The 19,866-nt window shown below is 63.3% G+C and carries 21 protein-coding genes; 14 read left to right on the top strand and 7 right to left on the bottom strand.

Going from position 1 to position 19,866, the window contains the following annotated elements:
* Position 1: 1 nt before the first annotated feature.
* The 4 genes from VII69_04985 to VII69_04970 are packed head-to-tail and all read left to right on the top strand — an operon-like array spanning position 2 to position 4,374.
* Complete coding sequence (locus VII69_04985; GenBank protein HEY5094459.1) at positions 2–1,201, top strand: acyl-CoA dehydrogenase family protein; 1,200 nt, start codon at positions 2–4, stop codon at positions 1,199–1,201.
* Positions 1,198–2,811 carry a benzoate-CoA ligase family protein gene (locus VII69_04980; GenBank protein HEY5094458.1) on the top strand — a complete coding sequence of 538 codons (1,614 nt, stop codon included), beginning with the start codon at positions 1,198–1,200 and terminating at the stop codon, positions 2,809–2,811. Before VII69_04985 ends, VII69_04980 begins: the two co-directional genes overlap by 4 nt.
* A gap of 4 nt (positions 2,812–2,815) precedes the next feature.
* Positions 2,816–3,208 (top strand): RidA family protein, encoded by a 393-nt coding sequence (locus tag VII69_04975; GenBank protein HEY5094457.1) that lies wholly within the window; start codon positions 2,816–2,818, stop codon positions 3,206–3,208.
* The gene (locus VII69_04970; GenBank protein HEY5094456.1) at positions 3,205–4,374 is read left to right on the top strand and encodes an acyl-CoA dehydrogenase; all 1,170 of its coding nucleotides are present in this window, start codon (positions 3,205–3,207) and stop codon (positions 4,372–4,374) included. Before VII69_04975 ends, VII69_04970 begins: the two co-directional genes overlap by 4 nt.
* Before the next feature lie 73 nt (positions 4,375–4,447).
* On the opposite strand, the gene VII69_04965 is transcribed toward VII69_04970, so the two are convergent.
* Positions 4,448–5,992, bottom strand: a complete 1,545-nt coding sequence (locus tag VII69_04965; GenBank protein HEY5094455.1) for a leucyl aminopeptidase — start codon at positions 5,990–5,992, stop codon at positions 4,448–4,450.
* 126 nt (positions 5,993–6,118) lie between these two features.
* Here VII69_04965 and VII69_04960 point away from each other — a divergent pair, with 126 nt between their 5' ends.
* The 5 genes from VII69_04960 to VII69_04940 are packed head-to-tail and all read left to right on the top strand — an operon-like array spanning position 6,119 to position 9,692.
* Positions 6,119–6,730, top strand: coding sequence for a LemA family protein (locus VII69_04960; protein HEY5094454.1), 612 nt, complete (start codon positions 6,119–6,121; stop codon positions 6,728–6,730).
* 4 nt (positions 6,731–6,734) lie between these two features.
* Entirely contained in the window at positions 6,735–7,523 is a 789-nt protein-coding gene (locus VII69_04955; protein ID HEY5094453.1) for a TPM domain-containing protein, read from the top strand.
* A complete protein-coding gene (locus VII69_04950) occupies positions 7,517–7,963 on the top strand; it encodes a TPM domain-containing protein (GenBank protein ID HEY5094452.1) in 447 nt (148 codons plus the stop codon). Before VII69_04955 ends, VII69_04950 begins: the two co-directional genes overlap by 7 nt.
* A gap of 44 nt (positions 7,964–8,007) precedes the next feature.
* The gene (gene purM, locus VII69_04945) at positions 8,008–9,063 is read left to right on the top strand and encodes a phosphoribosylformylglycinamidine cyclo-ligase (GenBank protein ID HEY5094451.1); all 1,056 of its coding nucleotides are present in this window, start codon (positions 8,008–8,010) and stop codon (positions 9,061–9,063) included.
* Entirely contained in the window at positions 9,036–9,692 is a 657-nt protein-coding gene (locus tag VII69_04940) for a formyltransferase family protein (GenBank protein HEY5094450.1), read from the top strand. Before purM ends, VII69_04940 begins: the two co-directional genes overlap by 28 nt.
* Here the strand turns inward: VII69_04940 and VII69_04935 are convergent.
* Positions 9,683–10,363, bottom strand: coding sequence for a hypothetical protein (locus VII69_04935; protein ID HEY5094449.1), 681 nt, complete (start codon positions 10,361–10,363; stop codon positions 9,683–9,685). The two genes, VII69_04940 and VII69_04935, sit on opposite strands and share 10 nt — an antisense overlap.
* Positions 10,364–10,483: 120 nt before the next feature.
* Here VII69_04935 and pyk point away from each other — a divergent pair, with 120 nt between their 5' ends.
* Positions 10,484–11,932 carry a pyruvate kinase gene (pyk, locus tag VII69_04930; GenBank protein HEY5094448.1) on the top strand — a complete coding sequence of 483 codons (1,449 nt, stop codon included), beginning with the start codon at positions 10,484–10,486 and terminating at the stop codon, positions 11,930–11,932.
* On the opposite strand, the gene VII69_04925 is transcribed toward pyk, so the two are convergent.
* Both VII69_04925 and tsaD read right to left on the bottom strand, forming a co-directional pair.
* Positions 11,927–12,742 carry an SDR family oxidoreductase gene (locus VII69_04925; protein ID HEY5094447.1) on the bottom strand — a complete coding sequence of 272 codons (816 nt, stop codon included), beginning with the start codon at positions 12,740–12,742 and terminating at the stop codon, positions 11,927–11,929. The genes pyk and VII69_04925 overlap by 6 nt on opposite strands.
* A 5-nt stretch (positions 12,743–12,747) precedes the next feature.
* Positions 12,748–13,764, bottom strand: a complete 1,017-nt coding sequence (tsaD, locus tag VII69_04920) for a tRNA (adenosine(37)-N6)-threonylcarbamoyltransferase complex transferase subunit TsaD (GenBank protein ID HEY5094446.1) — start codon at positions 13,762–13,764, stop codon at positions 12,748–12,750.
* Between the two features lie 33 nt (positions 13,765–13,797).
* Here tsaD and VII69_04915 point away from each other — a divergent pair, with 33 nt between their 5' ends.
* Together VII69_04915 and VII69_04910 are read left to right on the top strand one after the other, a co-directional pair.
* Positions 13,798–14,205 (top strand): hypothetical protein, encoded by a 408-nt coding sequence (locus VII69_04915; protein ID HEY5094445.1) that lies wholly within the window; start codon positions 13,798–13,800, stop codon positions 14,203–14,205.
* A 95-nt stretch (positions 14,206–14,300) separates the two neighbouring features.
* Positions 14,301–14,972 (top strand): slipin family protein, encoded by a 672-nt coding sequence (locus VII69_04910; protein HEY5094444.1) that lies wholly within the window; start codon positions 14,301–14,303, stop codon positions 14,970–14,972.
* Here the strand turns inward: VII69_04910 and VII69_04905 are convergent.
* The 3 genes from VII69_04905 to VII69_04895 form a co-directional block, all read right to left on the bottom strand.
* Complete coding sequence (locus VII69_04905) at positions 14,969–15,583, bottom strand: trimeric intracellular cation channel family protein (GenBank protein HEY5094443.1); 615 nt, start codon at positions 15,581–15,583, stop codon at positions 14,969–14,971. The two genes, VII69_04910 and VII69_04905, sit on opposite strands and share 4 nt — an antisense overlap.
* Entirely contained in the window at positions 15,584–17,323 is a 1,740-nt protein-coding gene (gene thrS, locus VII69_04900; GenBank protein HEY5094442.1) for a threonine--tRNA ligase, read from the bottom strand. It abuts the gene before it with no gap.
* A gap of 144 nt (positions 17,324–17,467) precedes the next feature.
* Positions 17,468–18,586, bottom strand: coding sequence for a methyltransferase (locus VII69_04895; GenBank protein HEY5094441.1), 1,119 nt, complete (start codon positions 18,584–18,586; stop codon positions 17,468–17,470).
* Between the two features lie 84 nt (positions 18,587–18,670).
* Here VII69_04895 and VII69_04890 point away from each other — a divergent pair, with 84 nt between their 5' ends.
* On the top strand, positions 18,671–19,522 hold the full coding sequence (locus VII69_04890; protein HEY5094440.1) for a hypothetical protein: 852 nt from the start codon (positions 18,671–18,673) through the stop codon (positions 19,520–19,522).
* On the top strand, positions 19,519–19,866 hold a 348-nt coding region (locus VII69_04885; protein HEY5094439.1), incomplete at its 3' end, for a hypothetical protein. The genes VII69_04890 and VII69_04885, both read left to right, overlap by 4 nt.

Here is a 19,866-nt window from a genome sequence, read left to right as displayed (position 1 = left end):
GATGAGCGACGCCACCTATCTGCGCTGGCCGTTCTTCGAAGACTCGCACCGCGAACTTTCGGCCGGCGTCGAAGCCTGGGCTGAGCGCGAGCTTGGGAGCGGGCGAGACCACGGACCCGACGTGGATGACGCGTGCCGCGATCTCGTGCGCAAGCTCGGCCGCGCCGGCTGGCTGCGGCACTGCGTGACCGCGGACCACGGCGGCGTCGGACCTTCGTTGGACGTGCGCTCGATCTGTTTGATCCGGGAAATACTCGCCCGGCACGACGCGTTGGCCGACTTCGCCTTCGCGCTGCAAGGCCTCGGCAGCGGCGCGATCTCATTGCACGGCTCCGCGCTGCTAAGAAATAAATACTTGCCGCCCGTCTGTGCAGGCGATGCGATCGCCGCGTTCGCGATTTCGGAAGCCGAGGCAGGCTCCGACGTGGGTTCGATGACGGCCACTGCGCGACTCGAGGGCGATGACTACGTCATCGACGGCGAGAAGACATGGATCTCAAACGGCGGCATCGCCCAATTCTACGTCGTGTTCGCGCGCACCGGCGAGGCGCCCGGCAGCCGAGGCATCAGCGCATTTGTCGTCGACGCGGATGCACCGGGATTGACGATAGCCGAACGCATTCACGTCATCGCGCCGCATCCGCTCGCGACGCTGCGATTTTCCGGGTGCCGCGTGCCGGGCGCACATCTGATCGGTGCACGAGGAGACGGTTTCAAGATCGCCATGCAGACGCTCGACATCTTCCGCGCGAGCGTGGCCGCAGCGGCGCTCGGCATGGCGCGGCGCGCGCTCGATGAGGCCGTGGCGCGAGCGACGGCGCGCGTCATGTTCGGCCATACGCTGGCGGATATGCAGCTCACGCAAACGGCGATCGCCGATATGGCGACGGGCATCGATGCAAGCGCGCTGCTCACCTATCGCGCCGCGTGGACGCGGGATGTGTTGGGAAAAGCTGGCACGCGCGAAGCGGCCATGGCCAAGATGACGGCTACGGAGACCGCGCAATCGGTCATCGATCACGCCGTGCAGATCTTCGGCGGCCTAGGCGTGGTGCGCGGCAATCCGGTGGAGCGGCTGTACCGCGAGATCCGCGCTCTTCGGATCTACGAAGGCGCCACCGAAGTGCAGAAGCTCATCGTGGCGCGGGAGACGTTTCGGGGCCACTCGGAGTCCGTCGTTCCGGCTGCAGGAGAGAGATGACGCGATACACGTCGCACGTCGACACGTTCGCGGCCGACAACCTGCCGCCGCAAGAGCTGTGGCCGGACCTCATCTTCGCATTGCCGGAGCTGCAATATCCGGCGCGCATGAATTGCGCGGTCGAGTTATTGGATAAGAAGGTGGCAGGCGGAAGCGGCGCCAGCCCGGCGGTCATCGGTGCCGACGGCGAGCGCACGTATGCGCAGTTGCTCGACGATGCAAACCGGATCGCCGGCGTCTTGCGCGACGATCTCGGCCTCGTTCCGGGCGCGCGCGTGCTCGTCCGCGGTTATAACAACGCGACGTTCGCGGCGTGCTGGCTGGGCATCGTGAAAGCCGGCTGCATCGTCGTCGCAACGATGCCGCTGTTGCGGTCCAAAGAGCTGTCCGAAGTGATCGACAAGGCGCGCGTTGGCGCAGCGCTGTGCGACCGGCGCCTCGAGGCGGAGATGACCGTCGCCGCGCGGGCCTGCCCGGTGCTCGAGAAAATCATTTACACCAGCGACGGAAGCACCGACGGTCTTGCCGCGCGCATGGCGCGCCAAAATGGATCGTTCGAGAGCGTGAACACCGCCGCCGACGACGTGTGCATTATCGCGTTCACGTCGGGGACCACGGGCAAGCCAAAGGGCACGATGCATTTCCACCGCGACGTACTCGCGATTTGCGATACGTTTTCCGAAAAGATCGTGAAGCCGTCTGCCGCCGACGTCTTCATCGGATCACCGCCGCTCGCATTCACGTTTGGGCTCGGCGGTTTGCTGCTCTTCGCGCTCCGAGCCGGCGCATCCACGGTGATGCTGGAGAAGAGCACTCCCGACGCCATGCTCGAAGGCATCGCGCGGCACCGAGCGACGACGTGCTTCACGGCGCCAACGGCGTTTCGTGCGATGACGCCTTTGGCGAGCTCATACGATCTGTCATCGCTACGTACGTGCGTGTCCGCAGGCGAACCGTTGCCGCTCAACACTCGCGAAGGGTGGGAGCGAACCACGGGCATCAAGATCATCGACGGAATCGGTTCCACTGAGATGCTGCACATCTTCATCGCGGCCGCCGGCGACAAGATCCGTCCAGGCGCCACCGGTTTGCCTGTGCCCGGCTACCAGGCGTGCGTGCTCGGGGACGACGGCGAGCCGCTTCCCGCAGGCGAGATCGGCCGGCTCGCGGTGAAAGGTCCGACCGGTTGCCGCTACCTCGCAGACGACCGTCAGCGTCAATACGTCTTCAACGGCTGGAACCTCACCGGCGACGCCTACAAGATGGACGAAGACGGCTACTTTTGGTTCCAAGCGCGCACCGACGACATGATCATCTCGTCGGGCTATAACATCGCCGGCCCCGAGGTGGAGGCTGCGCTTCTCGCTCATCCGCGCGTGCTCGAATGCGCCGTGGTGGGCGCTCCGGATGAAGACCGCGGGCACGTTGTCAAGGCTTTCGTCGTATTGCGCGACGGTGCGCGAGGCGACTCGAGCGTCGCCATTGAGCTCCAGGATCACGTAAAGGCGACGATCGCGCCCTTCAAGTACCCGCGCCGGATAGAATTCGTCGAAGCACTGCCGCGAACCGAGACCGGCAAACTGCAGCGCTTCAAGCTGCGCGAAGGATGAGCGGATGAAAGTGCTTCAGCCGGCCGGGTTGGCGCCGGCAAAAGGCTACGCCAACGGCATCACGTGCGATGGCGTGCTCGTCTTCGTCGCCGGACAGATCGGTTGGGACGCGCAGCGCCGCATCGTCTCGGGGGATTTTGCGGCTCAAGTCCGCCAAGCGTTGCTCAATATCGTCGCCGTGCTCGCCGATGCCGGGGCCGAGCCGTCGCACGTCGCGCGCATGACCTGGTACGTCACCGACAAGCGCGAATATCTTTCGATGCAGCGAGAGATCGGAGCAGCATACCGCGACGTCATGGGGCGGCACTTCCCATCCATGTCGGTCGTCGAGGTGAGCGGGCTGATGGAAGAGGGCGCGAAGGTCGAGATCGAAGCCACGGCGGTGATTCCGCGATGACCGAATTTCGCTGGGACGACGCGCTTCTGCTGGAAGATCAGTTGTCTGAAGACGAACGCCACGTGCGCGACGCCGCGCGGGCGTATTGCCAGGAAAAACTCATGCCGCGCGTGCTCGAGGCCAATCGCAACGAACATTTCGACCGCGAGATACTTCGCGAAATGGGAGAGTTGGGGTTCTTGGGCTCGACCATCGAAGGCTACGGATGTGCCGGCGTGAACAACGTGAGCTACGGCCTCGTGGCGCGTGAAGTGGAGCGCGTCGACAGCGGCTACCGCTCGGCGATGAGCGTGCAGTCGAGCCTCGTGATGCATCCGATCCATGCCTACGGCACCGACGAACTGCGCGAGCGCTTTCTGCCGCGCTTGGCGTCTGGCGAGATCGTCGGGTGCTTCGGACTCACGGAGCCCAACCACGGTTCGGATCCAGGCAGCATGATCTCGCGCGCACGCAAAGCGGAGGGCGGCTATCGCCTGCAAGGCGCCAAGACGTGGATCACCAATTCGCCGATCGCCGATGTGTTCGTCGTCTGGGCGAAAGACGACGCCGATGTGATCCGCGGCTTCATCCTAGAAAAAGGCATGAAGGGTCTGACCGCGCCGCCGATCCAGGGGAAGTTCAGCCTGCGCGCGTCGAGCACCGGCGAGATCAGCATGGACGACGTGTTCGTCCCCACCGAGAACTACTTGCCGGGGGCGGAAGGCCTTGGCGGCCCGTTTGGCTGCCTCAACAAAGCGCGATACGGAATCGCATGGGGTGCACTGGGCGCGGCTGAATTTTGCTGGCATGCAGCGCGACAGTATGTCCTGGACCGCGAGCAATTCGGCCGGCCGCTCGCGGCGACCCAACTCGTTCAGCTCAAGCTCGCGGACATGCAGACGGAGATCACGATCGGACTTCAGGCCGCGCTTCGTTTGGGCAGACTGATGGACGAGCATCGCGCCGAACCGGAGATGGTCTCGATGCTGAAACGCAACTCATGCGGCAAAGCGCTTGCGATCGCGCGCGTCGCACGCGACATGCACGGCGGCAACGGCATCTCCGACGAATTTCACGTCATACGCCACGTCATGAACCTCGAGGCGGTGAACACGTACGAAGGCACTGCCGACATCCACGCACTCATCCTCGGCCGCGCGCAGACCGGCATCCAAGCGTTCAACTAGCGCCGTGGATTCTTATGAGGGTTATCCGTACTAGGGCAAGCATCGCTTGCCCTAGTACTAATTTGAATCTACTCTAATTGAGGAAGCGCGCGTGGGCCTTTTCATCGGCCTTCGCGGGAACGCGATGTTTGGCCATCAGCTCGGCCAAACGCACGAGCGGCCGAAGCGCCACCGCGCTCGGCCCCTTGGCGAGGTGCCCGGCATCTTTGTCGGTGGTGGAAGTGCCGGCGATATCGAGGTGGATCCACGGCTGGTCGTCGACGAACTCTTTGATGAACATCGCGCCGAAGATCGTGCCGGCGGGGCGGCCGCCGCTGTTCTTCATATCCGCGATGGGACTTCGAATGAGGTCCGCGTACTCCGGATAAAGCGGCAGCTCCCAATACCGTTCGTCATACCGATCGGTGGCGGCGTGGAAGAGATCGACGAACGTCCGGTCGTTTGACATGACACCGGTTGTGGTATTGCCGAGCGCCACCACGACCGCGCCGGTCAAGGTGGCGATGTCGACGAGCTGTGTGGCGCCGAGATGGCGCGCGTAACACAGTCCATCGGCGAGGACGAGCCGGCCTTCCGCATCGGTGTTGATGACCTCGATGCTCTTGCCGTTCATCGCGCGCACCACATCGCCTGGTTTCGTGGCCTTGCCCGACGGCATGTTCTCCGAGGCGCAGATAACGGCGGTGACGTTGACTTTTGGTTTGAGCTGCGCGATGGCCGCCATCGCGCCGATGACGGTGGCGCCGCCGGCCATGTCGCCCTTCATCGCGTCCATGTCGAGTGCCGGCTTGAGCGAAATGCCGCCGGTGTCAAACGTGATGCCCTTGCCGACAAGGCCGAGCACATTCTTGCTGGACTTGTCGCCGCGGTATTCGAGTGCGATCATTTTCGGGGGTTCGTCGCTGCCGACGGCGACCGAAAGCATGGAGCCCATGCCGAGCTTTTTCATGTCGCCGCGATCCAGGACGTGAACCTTCAATCCATATTTTTTCGCAAGCGCGGTAGCTTGCTTGGCCATGTGGCTGGGCGTCATGTCGTTTGACGGCGTGTTGACCAGTTCACGAGCGATGTTCGCGGCTTCGCCGAGAATCGTCCCCCGCTTGACGCCCGCTTTTAATGCTTTGACCGCTCCCGGTTTCGCAGTGACGAGGGTGAGCGATTTCACGGCATCGGTGCGCGACTCGCGCTTGCTGCGATACGAGGCGGGATCGAACGTGGCCATGAGCGCGCCTTCGGCCGCCAGCTCACCGGCTGCTTCAAGATCCGCCGCACGGAGTTCCGGTAGCGCGAAGGTGACATCGGTGAGTCCGCGGCGGGCGCTTACGCGGATGCCGCTGCCGACTGCGGCCGTAAGGCGGGAAGTGACGAAGTCATCGGCGCTGCCAAGTCCCACAAGAATCACACGTTTCACGCCGAGGCCGGTCATCGTCGCCAAAACGGCCTCTTCGCCGCGCCGGCCCTTGAATTCACCGGACGAGCGCAACTCGCTGATCACGCCATCCAAGGCTTTGTCGACCGCGCGCGCGGCGGGCGAAAGTTCGCCGTTGGCAAAGATCGGAAGGACGAGTGCGTGCGCGCGCGTGGCCTCCGGCTTGCCGGCGGTGACAGTGATCTTCATGTAGCTATGAGGTCCTTTCGCATATCGTTCGGAAGGGCCGACACGTTCGCCGGAACGGCCGAAGCGACCTGGATTCAAAGGCCACGCCGAGCAATCCGCGAACGGTGCCGCACGGAGGGTCAACTCGTGGCCAATAAATCGTTGCTCGGATGCGGCGCGCTCGTCGTCATCATTGCGCTATTCGTCGGCATCGGCGCAGTAAGCACGTATAACAACTTGGTGACACTCGATCAGGCCACGCAGGCGCAGTGGGCCCAGGTCGAGAGCGTCTACCAGCGCCGGGCGGATCTCATTCCGAATCTCGTCGCCACCGTGAAAGGTGTGGCAAACTTCGAAAAAAGCACATATGTCGCAGTCGCCGAGGCACGTTCGAAGGTCGGACAGGTCACAGCCGGCGGCACGCAGGCCATTCCGAACGATCCTAAAGCATTCGCGCAATTCCAACAGGCCCAAGACGGGCTGACGTCTGCGCTCTCGAGGCTCCTAGTCACGGTCGAGCGCTATCCGGATCTCAAAGCGAACCAGAACTTTCTCGACCTGCAATCGCAGTTGGAAGGGACCGAAAATCGCATCGCCGTGGAGCGCATGCGTTTCAACGAAGCCGCGCAAGCTTTCAATACCACGCGGCAATCGTTTCCGACGGTGATCTTCGCGAATTTCTTCGGGTCGCGCTTCGCCGAAAAAGTTTACTTCACATCACAGCCGGGCGCGGAGAACGCGCCAAAGGTCACGTTCTAAAGGAGTGACGTCCGCCGTCCGCCGCCTCCTCCTGCTTTTCGTATGCGCCGCGGCGTTGTGCGCCTCGGCGAATCCCGCCGGCGCTAAGTTCGCGGCGCCGCCGGCGCCGACGCGTTGGGTCACCGATGACGCGGGTTTCATCAGTTCGTCCATGCGCGCGACGCTCGACGCGGAGCTGCAGGCATATGAGCAGCGCACCGGCCATCAGGTCATCGTCTATATAGGCTCGACGACCGGGGACGTACCGCTCGAAGATTACACGGTGAACGCGTTCGCCGCTTGGAAGGTCGGGCGCAAGAATCTCAGCGACGGCCTCGTGCTGTTCATCTTCGCAAAAGACCACGCGGTACGGATCGAAGTCGGCTACGGCCTGGAGCCGGTCGTGACCGACGCAGCCTCGGCCGAGATCATCCGCAACGTCATCATACCGTCGATACGGGCCGGCGATAACGATGCCGCGGTCCAAAATGGCGTCGCCAAACTCCTCGAAACGATCGACGGCAGCCCGGCGCCCGAAGCGGGTGGCGCCAACGCGGGAAATTCCGGCGGCGAAAATCCCCAGGAAAACGAGTTGCCGTCGATTGGTTCGCTCATCATCATCGGCATCGCGCTGCTCGGCTTCATCATTCTCTTCATTCGCAGTCCGGGATTCGCGCTGTGGCTGCTGTTCAGTCTGTTCAGCGGCGGGCGAGGCGGGGGATCTTCCAGCGGCGGATTTTCCGGCGGTGGGGGCGGCGGCTTTTCGGGAGGCGGCGGCATGTCGGGCGGCGGAGGGGCGTCGGGTTCATGGTGAAGCACATCGTTCATCGCAATCTCGCGCGGCACGTGGATACTGCCGCGATCGAGGCGGCCATCGCCGCAGCCGAGCTGCGCACGTCGGGGCAGATCCGCGTATCGATCGCGCCGCACTTCTGGGGCGACGTGCGCAAGACCGCCGAGCGAGCGTTCGAGCGCATGGGTATGACCGCGACGCCGGAGCGAAACGCCGTGCTCTTTTTCGTCGTGCCGGGACGGCGCAAGTTCACCGTCTTGGGCGATGCGGGCATCCACGGAAAAGTCGGTCAGGAATTCTGGGAAAAAGTCACCGAAGCCGTTGCCGAGCGGTTTCGCGAGGGCGATCTCACGGGCGGTTTGGTCCACGGGATCCGCACTGTCGGTGAACAGTTGGCGCGTCACTTCCCGTACGAACCCGGGTCGGCTCCCGGCCTTCCGAACACAGTCGACCTCTCGTAGCACGTGGAAATGGCGCCGCGTCGCGCGCGGCGAATCGGCATCGCATGACCGATTCCTACGCCGCGGCCGGCGTCAACATCGCTGCAGGCAATGAAGCGGTCGAGCGATATCGGGAGATCGCGGCGCGGCATCGCGATCCGCGGGTCCTCGACGGCATTGGCGGTTTTGGCGGCTGTTTCGAATTCCGTGGATACAAGGACGCCGTGCTCGTAGCCAGCACCGACGGGGTCGGAACGAAGGTGCTCGTCGCCGCGGCCCTGCGGAAATTCGACACGGTCGGTCAGGACCTCGTCAATCATTGCATCAATGACATTTTGTGCGTGAACGCACAACCGCTGTTCTTCCTCGACTACTTCGCCGTGGGCAAACTTGAGCCCGACGTCGCGGCACAGATCGTGGGCGGCGTGGCCAAGGCGTGCGCGCAAAACGGCACCGCTCTTTTGGGAGGCGAAACTGCGGAGATGCCGGGTGTTTATTCGCCCGAGCATTTCGATATCGCCGGCACGATCGTCGGTGCAGTCGAGCGCGAGCAGATGTTGGACGAGACGCGCGTGGCCGCCGGCGATGCGATCATCGGCCTGCCGGCCAACGGCCTTCACACCAACGGCTACTCGCTTGCGCGCCGGATCCTTGCGATCGGGCGCTGGCAAGATCCGCTCGCCGGCACCGACGGCACCATCGCAGACGCTCTCCTCAACGTGCATCCGTGCTATCTCGCTCACGTCCGCGCCGTGCAGGCAGCCGGCGTCTCGATACACGCGATGGCGCACATCACGGGCGGCGGATTGATCGACAACGTGCCGCGCGTGTTGCCCCAACATCTCGCCGCGCGCTTCGACCGCTCGGCCTGGGCGATTCCGGCGATCGCTGACTTGATCGTGCGAGAAGGCGCCTTAGGTATGGAGGAAGCGCACAAAGCGCTGAACATGGGCGTCGGGTTTTGTCTCATCGTGGCGCGAACCGACGTGAATGCAGCGTTGGCAGCCGCGCAGGCGGCGCTCGCATCGAATCCGATTCCGGCGGCGAAGAATGCGCGCGCATCCGTTGTCGGCGAGATCGAACCGCGTCACCCATGTGGTCCGGCGGTGGTTCTATCCTAGTCCCGACCGCAGTCTTCGCCTCCGGAAACGGAAGCAATCTTCAAGCGGTGATCGACGCCGTCGCAGGCGGCGGATTGCCTCTCGAACTTCGTCTCGTCGTCTCAAACCGTCCAGACGCTTTCGCGCTCACGCGCGCAGCGCGGGCGAACATCCCGTCGCTCGTGATGCCGTTTTCACATTCCGAGGAGTCACGGTCCGCATACGGGCTCCGGCTCGCGCGCGCCGTGCGGGGCAAGGGCGTGAAGCTAGTGCTCTTGCTCGGCTGGATGCACGTCCTAGCCCCGGAATTCGTCGGCGCCGGCTTTGCCGGAATACTCAACTTGCATCCGGCGTATCTGCCGGAGGATCCGGCCGCGGATGCCGTCACCTTCCCCGACGGCACCACGACGGTCGTGTTTCGCGGAGCCCATGCCCTGCGAGATGCCCTCTTGGCCGGCGTCAAGACGACCGGCGCGTCGCTCATCGAGATCACGCCGGAGATCGACCGCGGCCCGGTGCTCGCGCGCCGGCCGCTTGCATTGAACCCCGGCGAGGATGAAAAGAAAGCGCTCGAGCGTCTGCATGACGTCGAGCGCGATGTGGTCCGCGAGGGCGTCGCAGCGTGGCTGCGCGCTAACGCTTACGGGTAGCCCGGTGGGAAGATGTAGACGGGCGGTGTGACAAGCGGGGTTCCGACCTCAAGCGTGATTTGATCGTACGGATGGAACTTGATGGTATTCGGATCTATGTTCTCCTGAACACCGTTGATGTAGATGGTGACCGTACCCTTGTATCCCGCGACGTTGCCTGTGCTGAGCGGCATGCCCCATATTCCGAAATACTGATGCAGGCCAAAGACGTTGCCGTTCGGCGGCTCGATGTGGATGATGCCTGTGCCGTCGTGGGTGTGTAAGAAGTAGAAGCAATCGGCGTGGTAGATGAAGTTCGATTTGCCGGGATTCTTCATGCCGGTACCGCGCGGGATGGCGTACTGCACGCCGTTGACGAAAAGCGCGAGATGCACGTGATGGTGGAACTGGCTGTCCAGCGCCATCCGGCAATTGACGCCGTCGACTTCTTGCCCTTGGCCGCCGGTCGCGGTGTCGCCTTCAGGAAACACATCCTGGCCAACGGTGGTGCCGGGAATGAGCTGGATGGGGGCAGGAGTGGCCAGCGGTCGCACCATGTGGCGCTGCGGCGCGGTGACGGGGTTTGCGGGCGTGACTGCGCTTTGCCCGCTGCATCCCGCGATGGCGAGCAGGACGACGACGGACCCAACGCTCGCTGCGATGGATCCAGATCTATTGCGATTTGCGACCATGAACGAACTCCTCGGATGCATGGCGAAGAAAGGGAACTATCTCTTTGTGTTAGGGCCCCTGGCCCCCTTCCGTCTTTAGTCCGAGAAGGCGCGCGAACCGTTCACTAGAAATTCAGCGATATGGAAGCATCGTTTCACGCCGGGAGAATTCGCCGCACAAAAATAGTGGCGACGCTTGGACCGGCTAGTCGCAACCAAGCAGTGGTTCGCCGGCTCGTCGAGGCCGGCGTCGATGTGTTCAGGGTGAATTTCTCGCACGCGAGCCACGAAGATTTCTCTATATCACTTGAACTCGTGCGGGCGGCCGGCCGCGATGCAGGACGTCACGTCGCCGTCCTTGCCGATCTTCAGGGTCCTAAGCTTCGGATCGGGGCGCTCGAAGGCCATGTTCCGGTGAACCTCGTGGACGGAGCGGTTCTAGAAATCACGACGACTGCGCGGGAAGGCAACGCAAGCTGCGTCAGCACGCCGTATCTCGCGTTGCCGCGCGACGTCCGGCCGGGCGATCGCATACTCTTGGACGATGGTAACCTCGAACTTCGCGTGACCGGCACCGATTCTACAATCGTGCGCACGATCGTCGTACACGGCGGCATCCTCGGCGAGCACAAAGGCATCAATCTGCCGGGCGTCAATGTTTCGTCGCCTGCGTTTACCGATAAGGACCAGGTGGATCTCGCATTTGCGGTGAGCAAAGGCGTCGACTTCATCGCTCTCTCATTCGTGCGCCACCCGCGAGATGTCGAAGATGCGAAGGCAGCCGTCCGCGAGGCGGGCGGCGACACGCCCGTCTTCGCGAAGATCGAAAAGCCCGAGGCGATCGAGCGGCTCGACGAGATTCTCGCCAAGTCCGACGGCGCGATGGTCGCACGCGGCGATCTCGGCGTGGAGATGGCGCCCGAGCGTGTGCCGACCATGCAAAAGCTCATCATTCGCAAGGCCGGCGAGCACCAGATCCCGGTGATCACCGCGACGCAGATGCTCGAGTCGATGATCCACAATCCGAGGCCGACGCGTGCCGAAGCCTCGGACGTCGCGAACGCCATCATCGACGGCAGCGACGGCATCATGTTGTCTGCCGAGACCGCATCGGGCGAATATCCGGTGGAGGCGGTGCAGACGATGGTGCGGATCGCGTTGGAAGCCGAATCCGCGTTCCCGCCGCGCGAACGGCGGCGCCGCCGGGTTTCGAACGATTCGCACGCCATCGCGCACGCGGCGTGTCACATCGCCGAGAACATGCCGGTTCGCGCGATCGCCGCGTTCACGCGTTCAGGCTTTTCGGCGCGCATCGTCAGCAAGGATAAGCCGCCGGTGCTCGTCTACGCGTTCGTTCCGGACGAGGCCGTCGCCAGGCGTCTGGCGATGGATTGGGGCGTGTTGGCCACCGTGATGGACTTCGACCGTTCGACGGAAGAGATGATGGATGCGGTGGAAGCCGAGCTTGTCCGCACAAACGTGATAGGCCCCGGCGAGGCGGCGGTCGTGGTCGGCGGCACTCCGCTCGGCGTTCGCGGCCGCACTAATTTCTTGAAGATCATCCGCGCGGGCAATCCGCAGGCTTTATAGCGCTTCGGGTTTTTGGCGAGCTCTCGACTGGATTCGTTCCCGTATGCGCCGCACGCATCCGGCGACGAACCGGCGCGAGCCGAAGCGAACGCTCCATGCGAGCGCGGCATTCAAGAATCCCGGAATGACAAGCGTCTTTCCGCGAAGCATCGCGTCGACGGCGATTCTCGCTACCGTCGCCGGCGACATGATCCCGGGTGCCAAGATTTCCGAATCTTCGATCTGGGCGCGCTTTTGAAACCCGGTCGGCGTCGGGCCCGGACAGACCGCGGTCACGGTCACTCCGGTGCCGCGCAATTCCTCCGCGATCGCCTCGCTGAAGTGCAGCACGTACGCCTTGCTCGCGTGATAGACCGCCATGAGGGGTCCCGGTTGGAACGACGCGGTCGACGCCACGTTGAGGATGCGGCCCTTTCTCGCTTTTAGCATGCCGGCGAGGAAGAGTTTCGTCAACTCGGTCAGGGCGACGACATTGACTTCGAGCTCGTCGTGCTCGGTCGCGAGGTCAGTGTGCGAGAACGGGCCGAATGTCGCGAACCCTGCATTGTTGACCAAGATGTCGACGTGAGCGCCGCTCGAGGTGACCTCGTCGTAGAGCGATGCGGCCGCACCAGCCTTCGCGAGGTCGGTGCAAATCACTCGCGCCGCGATGCCGTGACGGCCTGAGAGGTCCGCGGCCAATGTATCGAGCGCGTCCTTGCTTCGCGCGGTCAAGATGAGATCGTAGCCTTTGGCAGCTAGTGCCCGCGCAACTTCGAGGCCGATGCCTCCCGATGCACCGGTGACGAGCGCACATTCTCTGCTTTCCATTTGCTCTACCACGCGAAATTCGGATCGGCGCGCAGCGCGTCGGGCGCGACCCGGGCGAGTTCGCCGCGGAAGTAGGCGGCGGCCGCGATCATCGCCGCGTTGTCGGTGCAATAGATCAGCGGCGGCACGAGCACCCGCAGGCCCTGGGATGCGCCGCGCGCGCGCAGCTCGGCGCGCAACGTCGAATTCGCGGAAACACCGCCGGCTAAGGCGACGGTTCCGACGCCGAGAGACCGGGCCGCCCGAAGCGTCTTGGCGCACAAGACGTCCACCACGGCAGCCTGGAAACTTGCGGCGACATCCGCACCCCTTTCCAACGCGTCTTGCGGATGCGCGTCGAGATGATAGCGGACTGCGGTCTTGAGGCCTGAAAAAGAAAAGTTGAAATGGTCGTCGCCGATGAGCGGCCGCGGAAATGAAAATGCGCGCGGATCGCCGTGGCTGCTGAGGGCATCGAGCAACGGGCCGCCCGGAAAACCGAGTCCGAGCATCCGCGCCACTTTGTCGAATGCTTCGCCGGCAGCGTCATCGAGCGTCCGGCCGATCACCCGATGGTCGCCCGGCGCCCGGACGTCGATGAGATCGGTGTGGCCGCCGGAGACGACAAGACAGACGAACGGCGATTCCGGCGGATCGCGATGCGGCTCATCCGGAGATTCCAAGTAATTGGCGAAAAGGTGCCCGTGCAGATGGTTGACCGCATAGGCCGGTAGGTCTCGCGCGTACGCGATAGCCTGCGCGGCGGCAACGCCCACGACCAGGCTGCCGGCAAGACCTGGACCGCACGTGACGGCAACGCCGTCCAGATCGTCGAACGTCTTGCGCGCGCCGTTCAACGCAAGTTCGATGACCGCGTTGAGCGTCTCCACATGTTTGCGGCTTGCGATCTCCGGAACGACGCCGCCATATTCGCGGTGTAATTCGTCCTGGCTTGCGAGAACGCTGGATTCGCAGATGCGGCCGTCGACCACGATAGCCGCGGCCGTGTCGTCACAAGAGGTCTCGATGCCGAGAAGCCGCATGACGGTCTGTTTCGCGGCGTGCGGAACGCGCCCTTGAGCACCCGTTCTGCCGATGGCGTCCGCGCTGCCTGGATCGCGATCGCGCTCATCGTCGTGAGCTTGCCTCACGTGCTTGAGGACTTCACCTTTGGTGAGCCCGCGCGAGTCGGCGTTTCGACGGTCGCCGCCGTGTCGGTTTTGCTTGCGGCCTATGCGCTGCAGCTTTTCGGCGCGCTGCTTGCCTTCCGCGACGACCCGTGGGGTGGCAGATTGGTCGCGGCGCTGGGTCTTGTCTGGTTTGTCGGGGCGCTGGCGATTCACGGACCTGAGATCCTCGCACAAGGCCTTTCGTGGCGTTTCGGAACGACGTCCGTCGGCGAAGCGGCTCTAGTTGTCGCGGCCGCAGTGCTCGCGATGTGGTACGGCTCGACCGCCGCGCAAAGCGGTTCCCGAAACAAATGATCGCGGCGTAATTTCGTTTCATTCGACTTTCGGCATAACGTTCCGGCCTCACGGACCAGGCGGGATGCGGATTGACTTCAGCGCGGCGAAGCACGGTGGTTTTCCGGTTAGGCCGATACGTAGGCACACGCGGGCCGGGGCTTTTCTATCTGGTACCGCTGATCGAGTGGCAGCGTATGGTCGATATCCGAACGATAACCGATCGCGTCGAACAGCAAGAGACGATCACCAAAGACAGCGTGACGATCAAGGTGAATGCGGTCCTTTGGTTTCGCGTCGTCGACCCGGAGAAGTCGGTTATCTCCGTCGTCGACTATCGGGAAGCGGCGTATCAGATCGCGGTCACGAGCTTGCGCAATATCATCGGGCGCCGTGCGCTGGACGACGTCTTGCGCGAACGCGACGCGATCAACGCGCGCTTGCGCGAGGTCGTGGATCAAACGGTCGCGGCGTGGGGCATGACAGTGAGCCTCGTGGAGATGAAGGACGTCGAAATTCCCGCGCTGATGCAGCGCGCCATGGCACGAGAAGCAGAAGCCATTCGCGAGAAACGGGCCCGGATCATCAAAGCCGACGCGGAATTCGAGTCATCCCGCAAGCTCGCCGCCGCAGCCAAGGAGATCGAACAAGGACCCGGCGCGCTTGAGCTGCGCCGGATGCAGATGATCACCGAAGTCGGCGCCGAGCACAACTCCACGACGATCATCATGATCCCGTCGGAGATCACGGCGATGGCCCGCGCCATCGGAGAAAAAGCCACCGCCTAGCGCGGGCCCGGCAGGCGCAAGTCGAACCGCACCGCTGCGATGCGCAGCGCGAACGTGGCGAGAACGCCTGCCGGGATCGTGACATCGGCGACGACACCCGCAGCGCCGAGCAACAGGTACACCCAGGCCCCGGCGAGCGCGCACGTCGCGTAGAGTTGCGTGCGCGCGAACACTGTCGGGATCTCGTTGCAGACCACATCGCGCAGCACGCCGCCGAAGACGCCCGTGATCACGCCGAGCAGCGATGCGATCGCAAGCGAAGCGTGACTCGCCAGAGCGTACGACGCCCCGGTGACCGTGAACAACCCGAGGCCGAGCGCATCCGGCACTAGAATCGCCGAGCTGGCCAATCGCGCGGTGCGCAGGCTATAAAATGACACCACCGCGAGCGCGAAGATGCCCAAGGCATAGCGCTGATCGGCAATCCAGAATATTGGATAGCGGCCGAGCAATATGTCGCGGACGGTGCCGCCGCCCACAGCCGTGATGAATGCGACCGCGGCCGCGCCGACGAGGTCCATTTCTTTGCGTTTGGCTTCGATCACGCCCGATACCGTGAACGCTGCGAGGCCGAGCACAGAGACGACGGTGATCAGCGGGTCGAGGGACACCTACGATCGCGCCGCGACTTCCGCCGCGAGCAAGTCCGCGAATTTGTCGGGCGTCATCGTGGTCTGATCGCCGGCGCGCGTCCGGACGTTGACCGTTCCGTCCGCCACTTCGCTCTTTCCGGCGACGAGCATATACGGCACTTTCCGGAGCTGCTGATTGCGGATTTTCTTCTGCAGCCGTTCGTTGCTGCGGTCCACTTCGGTTCGAAATCCACGTGCGAACAGCATGGCGTTGATGCGTTCGGCATATTCCGTCTGGTCTTCCGCGATCGGCAGCACGACGGCTTGCACGGGCGCGAGCCACGCGGGGAACGCGCCGCCGAAATGCTCGATGAGCACGCCGAACAGCCGCTCGAGCGAGCCGAGCAACGCGCGGTGGATCATGACCGGACGATGTTCGGTTCCATCGGAGCCCGCATACGTCAAATCGAATCGCTCGGGCAGATTGAAATCGGCCTGTACGGTCGAAAGCTGCCACTCGCGGCCGATCGCGTCGCGGACCATGATGTCGAGTTTCGGGCCGTAGAACGCACCGCCGCCTTCGTCAATTTCATACGCGAGCCCGACGTTCTCGCACGCGCGCTTGATCGCGTCGGTGGCGCGGTCCCATATCGCCGGATCGCCGATGGCTTTTTCCGGGCGCGTGGCCACGAAAAAGCGGTACTTCTCGAATTTAAAGGCGTTGAGCACCGTGAGCGCAGCATCGGCGGTGTTCTCGAACTCTTGCTGCAACTGATCGGGCGTGCAGAAGAGATGAGCGTCATCCTGCGTGAGCCCGCGAACGCGCAGCAAGCCGTGCAGCGTGCCGGATCGCTCTGCCCGGTAGACGGTGCCAAATTCGGCCAGCCGAAGCGGAAGATCTCGATACGATCGAGGTTGCGACTTGTAGATCAAGATGTGACCGGGGCAATTCATGGGCTTGATGCGGTAGGGCTGCTCGTCCACCAGCACCGGGCCGAACATGCTCTCGCCGAACGAGCTCAAGTGCCCTGAAGTCTTGAAAAGTTCTTCACTGACCACGTGCGGCGTGTAGACCGGTTCGTAACCGCGCGCGCGCAGCTCGTCGCGAATGAATCCCTCGAGGACTTGACGCACGCGGCCGCCATGCGGATGCCAAAAGATGAGTCCGGGACCGGCCTGCTCTTCAATAGAGAACAGGTCTAGTTCGCGGCCCAGTTTGCGATGGTCACGCTTTTCGGCCTCTTCCAAGAACTTCAGGTGATCGTCGAGCTCTTGTTTTGTGGGAAAGGCCGTGCCGTAGATCCGCTGCAGCATCGGCTGGTGCTCGTCGCCTCGCCAATAGGCGCCGGCAAGCGATGTGAGTTTGATCGCGCCGACGTCCTTGCTGCTGCGCACGTGGCCGCCCCGGCACAGATCGGTGAAATCTCCGATGGTGTAGAAAGAAAGCGGTTCGCCGGCGGCGATGCCGACGATCAACTCGAGCTTGAACGGTTGATTGCGGTCTCTATAATACGCAAGCGCCTCGTCGCGCGTGACCTGCCGCCCCTCCATCGTCAGGCCCTTATTGATGAGCTCGCGCATGCGCTGCTCGATGCGGGGCAGGTCCTCGGGCACGAACGGGTCGGCTTTTCGAAAATCGTAATAGAAGCCGTTCTCAATGGCCGGGCCGATGGCGAGCTGCACCTCGGGGCCGTACAGGTCCACCACCGCATGCGCCAACAAGTGCGCCGCAGTGTGGCGTAGTTGATCGAGGTGTTCCTTATTTGAATCGTCGCTCACTAGGGCGTTCGTTCTAAGCATCCGCCGGTCGCCCCTTGGTGCACGCTCTGTGTAGGAGGGCAAGCATCGCTTGCCCATGGGTGAGCGTTGCTCACCCTCCTACAGAAAAAATGGGTGAGCGTTGCTCACCCTAGTACGGGTTGCTCACCCTAGTACATCGGAAGGAATGGCTTCGATGATGCATTCCGGCGCTGCCGTGCGCACGATCCGTCGAATCGTAAATCCGGCGGACGCCAGCAGATCGCGAAACTCAAGCGCCGTGCGCTCGCGTCCGGTCAACACGAACAGCATCTGCATGTCGGTCAGTTTGCCCTGATCGAACCGGTTGTCGCCGGGTGCGATGATGACGTCGATCACGAGGAGGCGCGCTTCGGGGGCCATGCCCGCGCGGCACGCACGCAACAGGGTGCGGCACCGGTCATCATCCCAATCGTGGACGATGTGACTCATCATGTAGGCATCGGCGCCGGCAGGCACGCGTTCGAAAAAATCACCCTCTTGGATGTCGCAGCGTTCGGCGACCCCGGCCGCAGCGAGCTGGGGTCGCGCCTGTTCAACAACTCGCGGCAAGTCGAACAGGATGCCGCGGACTTGCGGATTCGCCGACAATATCGCGGAAAGCAGCAAGCCGTTTCCGCCACCCACATCGACCAGCGTGCCGATGTTGCTGAAATCGTACGCGCCGAGCACGGCGCTTGCATGAAGTTGACTGACCGACGTCATCGCGCGGTCGAACTGCGACGCGACATCCTGGTGCGCCGCCACGTAGTCGAAAAACGGCATGCCAAATGCGTGGTCAAATGCCGGCTTCCCGGTGCGCAAGGTGAATTCGACTTGTGCGTAGGGTTCGGTCTGCCACTTCTGTCCGTTGTACACAAGCATCGCGTGCGCGCTGCCGGGAACTCCCGGGAGAAGCTTTTCGCCGATGTGCGTCAGCGCGAAACGACGGTTTGCGTCCTCTGCAAAGATGCCATAGCCGCACAGCATGCGGAGAACGCGGTAAAGCGACGGAGCGTGAAGGTCGAGGGCGGCAGCTATCTGCTCGGCGCTCCCAGGGCCCGATTCGAGATGCTCCGCAACACCGAGACGCGCGATTGCGTGCAGACATTGAGCGGTCCACATCGCGGTGCCAAGTTCGAAAAGATAGAGCTGGGGCGGGATCAGAGCGCGCCTCACGCGCGCGAGGCCGCGATTGAGCGCCAACAAACACCGCGCGACCCAAGGAGGCGGAATCTTCGGCAGGGCTTTTACGTCGACAGTCATGTGAACGCGCTTTTCAGTCGAGGCCCGCATCGTATCCTTTGGACGCCGGAGGTCAGCGGTGCATAGGTCGGCCAACTCTCGTCCATGCCCGATTTCACGTTTGTCACGTACGCCGACTTGCCGGGGCTCGATCCGGACGACCGGCTTGCAGTCAACGAACTCGAGAAGAGCGGCGCGGAAGTCGCCGCGCAGGTTTGGACCGATCCGGCTGTCGATTGGTCGCGAGCCGGCACAGTCGTCATACGCTCGACGTGGGACTACCATCTCCACTACGACGCGTTTTTGGCATGGGTCGATCGTGTCGAAGCAGTCGCTTCGATTTGGAACCCGGCCGCGCTCGTGCGGCGAAATTCGGTGAAAACGTATATGCGGGACCTTGAAACTCAAGGGGTGCCGGTCGTGCCGACGGCATGGATCGAGCGCGGCCGGCGATGCGACCTAAATCGCCTGATGCGCGACCGCGGCTGGGAAAAAGCGGTGATCAAGCCGGTCGTCGGCTTGGCCACCACCGGCGTCAGGATGTTCGCTTTAGGCGACGTTGGAGCGCAGGCACATCTTGATGATCTCTTGACCGGCGGCGGCGCGATGGTTCAACCGTTTATGTCTTCGGTCTCGTCGTACGGCGAGCGCGCGCTCGTCCACATCGGAGGCGCGTACTCGCACGCGGCAAGCAAGGTGGCCTTTCAACCGCTGGCCAACGCAGGCGACGCGGGAGAGAAGCCGGTGATCGCGTCGGCAGCGGAACGCGAAGCCGCAGACCGTGCGATCTCCACCCTCGAAACGCCCTGGCTCTACGCGCGCGTGGATGTCGTACCCGATGATGCCGGGCGGCCGCTGGTCATGGAGTTCGAGCTCATCGAACCCACCTTGTTCCTCTCTCTGGACGCCGGTGCGCCCCTGAGGTTCGCCAACGCGCTGCTGGCGCTCGCTTCGTGAGGGGCGTGAACGTCCGGCTTGCGTTCATCGCTGGAATTTTAGGCGTTATCGCAGTAGCGATTCCTAGGCCGGGCGCATGCGATACGTTCGTGCGCGATGATCTCAACCTGCTGCGGGCGGACACGTTTTCCGCGATACAACGGCGCGATGCCGATCTCATCTCGCGCACCGGCGCCTGCGTCGACGTCATTACGGCAGAGGCCGCCGGAGCGGATCCAGGTAAATTCGCCCTCGACACGGCGCTCTCGTTCGGCAATCATTGCAGTTTGGGCGCCGCGATTCTAATCACGCACGACGGCGTCACAATCCGCTTCGAAGATGCGAGCGCTGGGATCACCAGCAGT

The organism is Candidatus Eremiobacteraceae bacterium (assembly GCA_036511855.1).
In the GTDB taxonomy this organism is placed as follows: Bacteria; Vulcanimicrobiota; Vulcanimicrobiia; order Eremiobacterales; family Eremiobacteraceae; genus JABCYQ01.
This window is presented reverse-complemented; position numbering and strand designations above follow the sequence as displayed.

Excerpts from the sequence above, each read along its gene's own strand:
- VII69_04985 (HEY5094459.1), top strand. The coding sequence starts at position 2 with ATGAGCGACGCCACCTATCTGCGCTGGCCGTTCTTCGAAGACTCGCAC.
- VII69_04980 (HEY5094458.1), top strand. The coding sequence starts at position 1,198 with ATGACGCGATACACGTCGCACGTCGACACGTTCGCGGCCGACAACCTG.
- VII69_04975 (HEY5094457.1), top strand. The coding sequence starts at position 2,816 with ATGAAAGTGCTTCAGCCGGCCGGGTTGGCGCCGGCAAAAGGCTACGCC.
- VII69_04970 (HEY5094456.1), top strand. The coding sequence starts at position 3,205 with ATGACCGAATTTCGCTGGGACGACGCGCTTCTGCTGGAAGATCAGTTG.
- VII69_04965 (HEY5094455.1), bottom strand. The coding sequence starts at position 5,992 with ATGAAGATCACTGTCACCGCCGGCAAGCCGGAGGCCACGCGCGCGCAC.
- VII69_04950 (HEY5094452.1), top strand. The coding sequence starts at position 7,517 with ATGGTGAAGCACATCGTTCATCGCAATCTCGCGCGGCACGTGGATACT.
- purM (HEY5094451.1), top strand. The coding sequence starts at position 8,008 with ATGACCGATTCCTACGCCGCGGCCGGCGTCAACATCGCTGCAGGCAAT.
- VII69_04940 (HEY5094450.1), top strand. The coding sequence starts at position 9,036 with ATGTGGTCCGGCGGTGGTTCTATCCTAGTCCCGACCGCAGTCTTCGCC.
- VII69_04935 (HEY5094449.1), bottom strand. The coding sequence starts at position 10,363 with ATGGTCGCAAATCGCAATAGATCTGGATCCATCGCAGCGAGCGTTGGG.
- pyk (HEY5094448.1), top strand. The coding sequence starts at position 10,484 with ATGGAAGCATCGTTTCACGCCGGGAGAATTCGCCGCACAAAAATAGTG.
- VII69_04925 (HEY5094447.1), bottom strand. The coding sequence starts at position 12,742 with ATGGAAAGCAGAGAATGTGCGCTCGTCACCGGTGCATCGGGAGGCATC.
- tsaD (HEY5094446.1), bottom strand. The coding sequence starts at position 13,764 with ATGCGGCTTCTCGGCATCGAGACCTCTTGTGACGACACGGCCGCGGCT.
- VII69_04895 (HEY5094441.1), bottom strand. The coding sequence starts at position 18,586 with ATGACTGTCGACGTAAAAGCCCTGCCGAAGATTCCGCCTCCTTGGGTC.
- VII69_04890 (HEY5094440.1), top strand. The coding sequence starts at position 18,671 with ATGCCCGATTTCACGTTTGTCACGTACGCCGACTTGCCGGGGCTCGAT.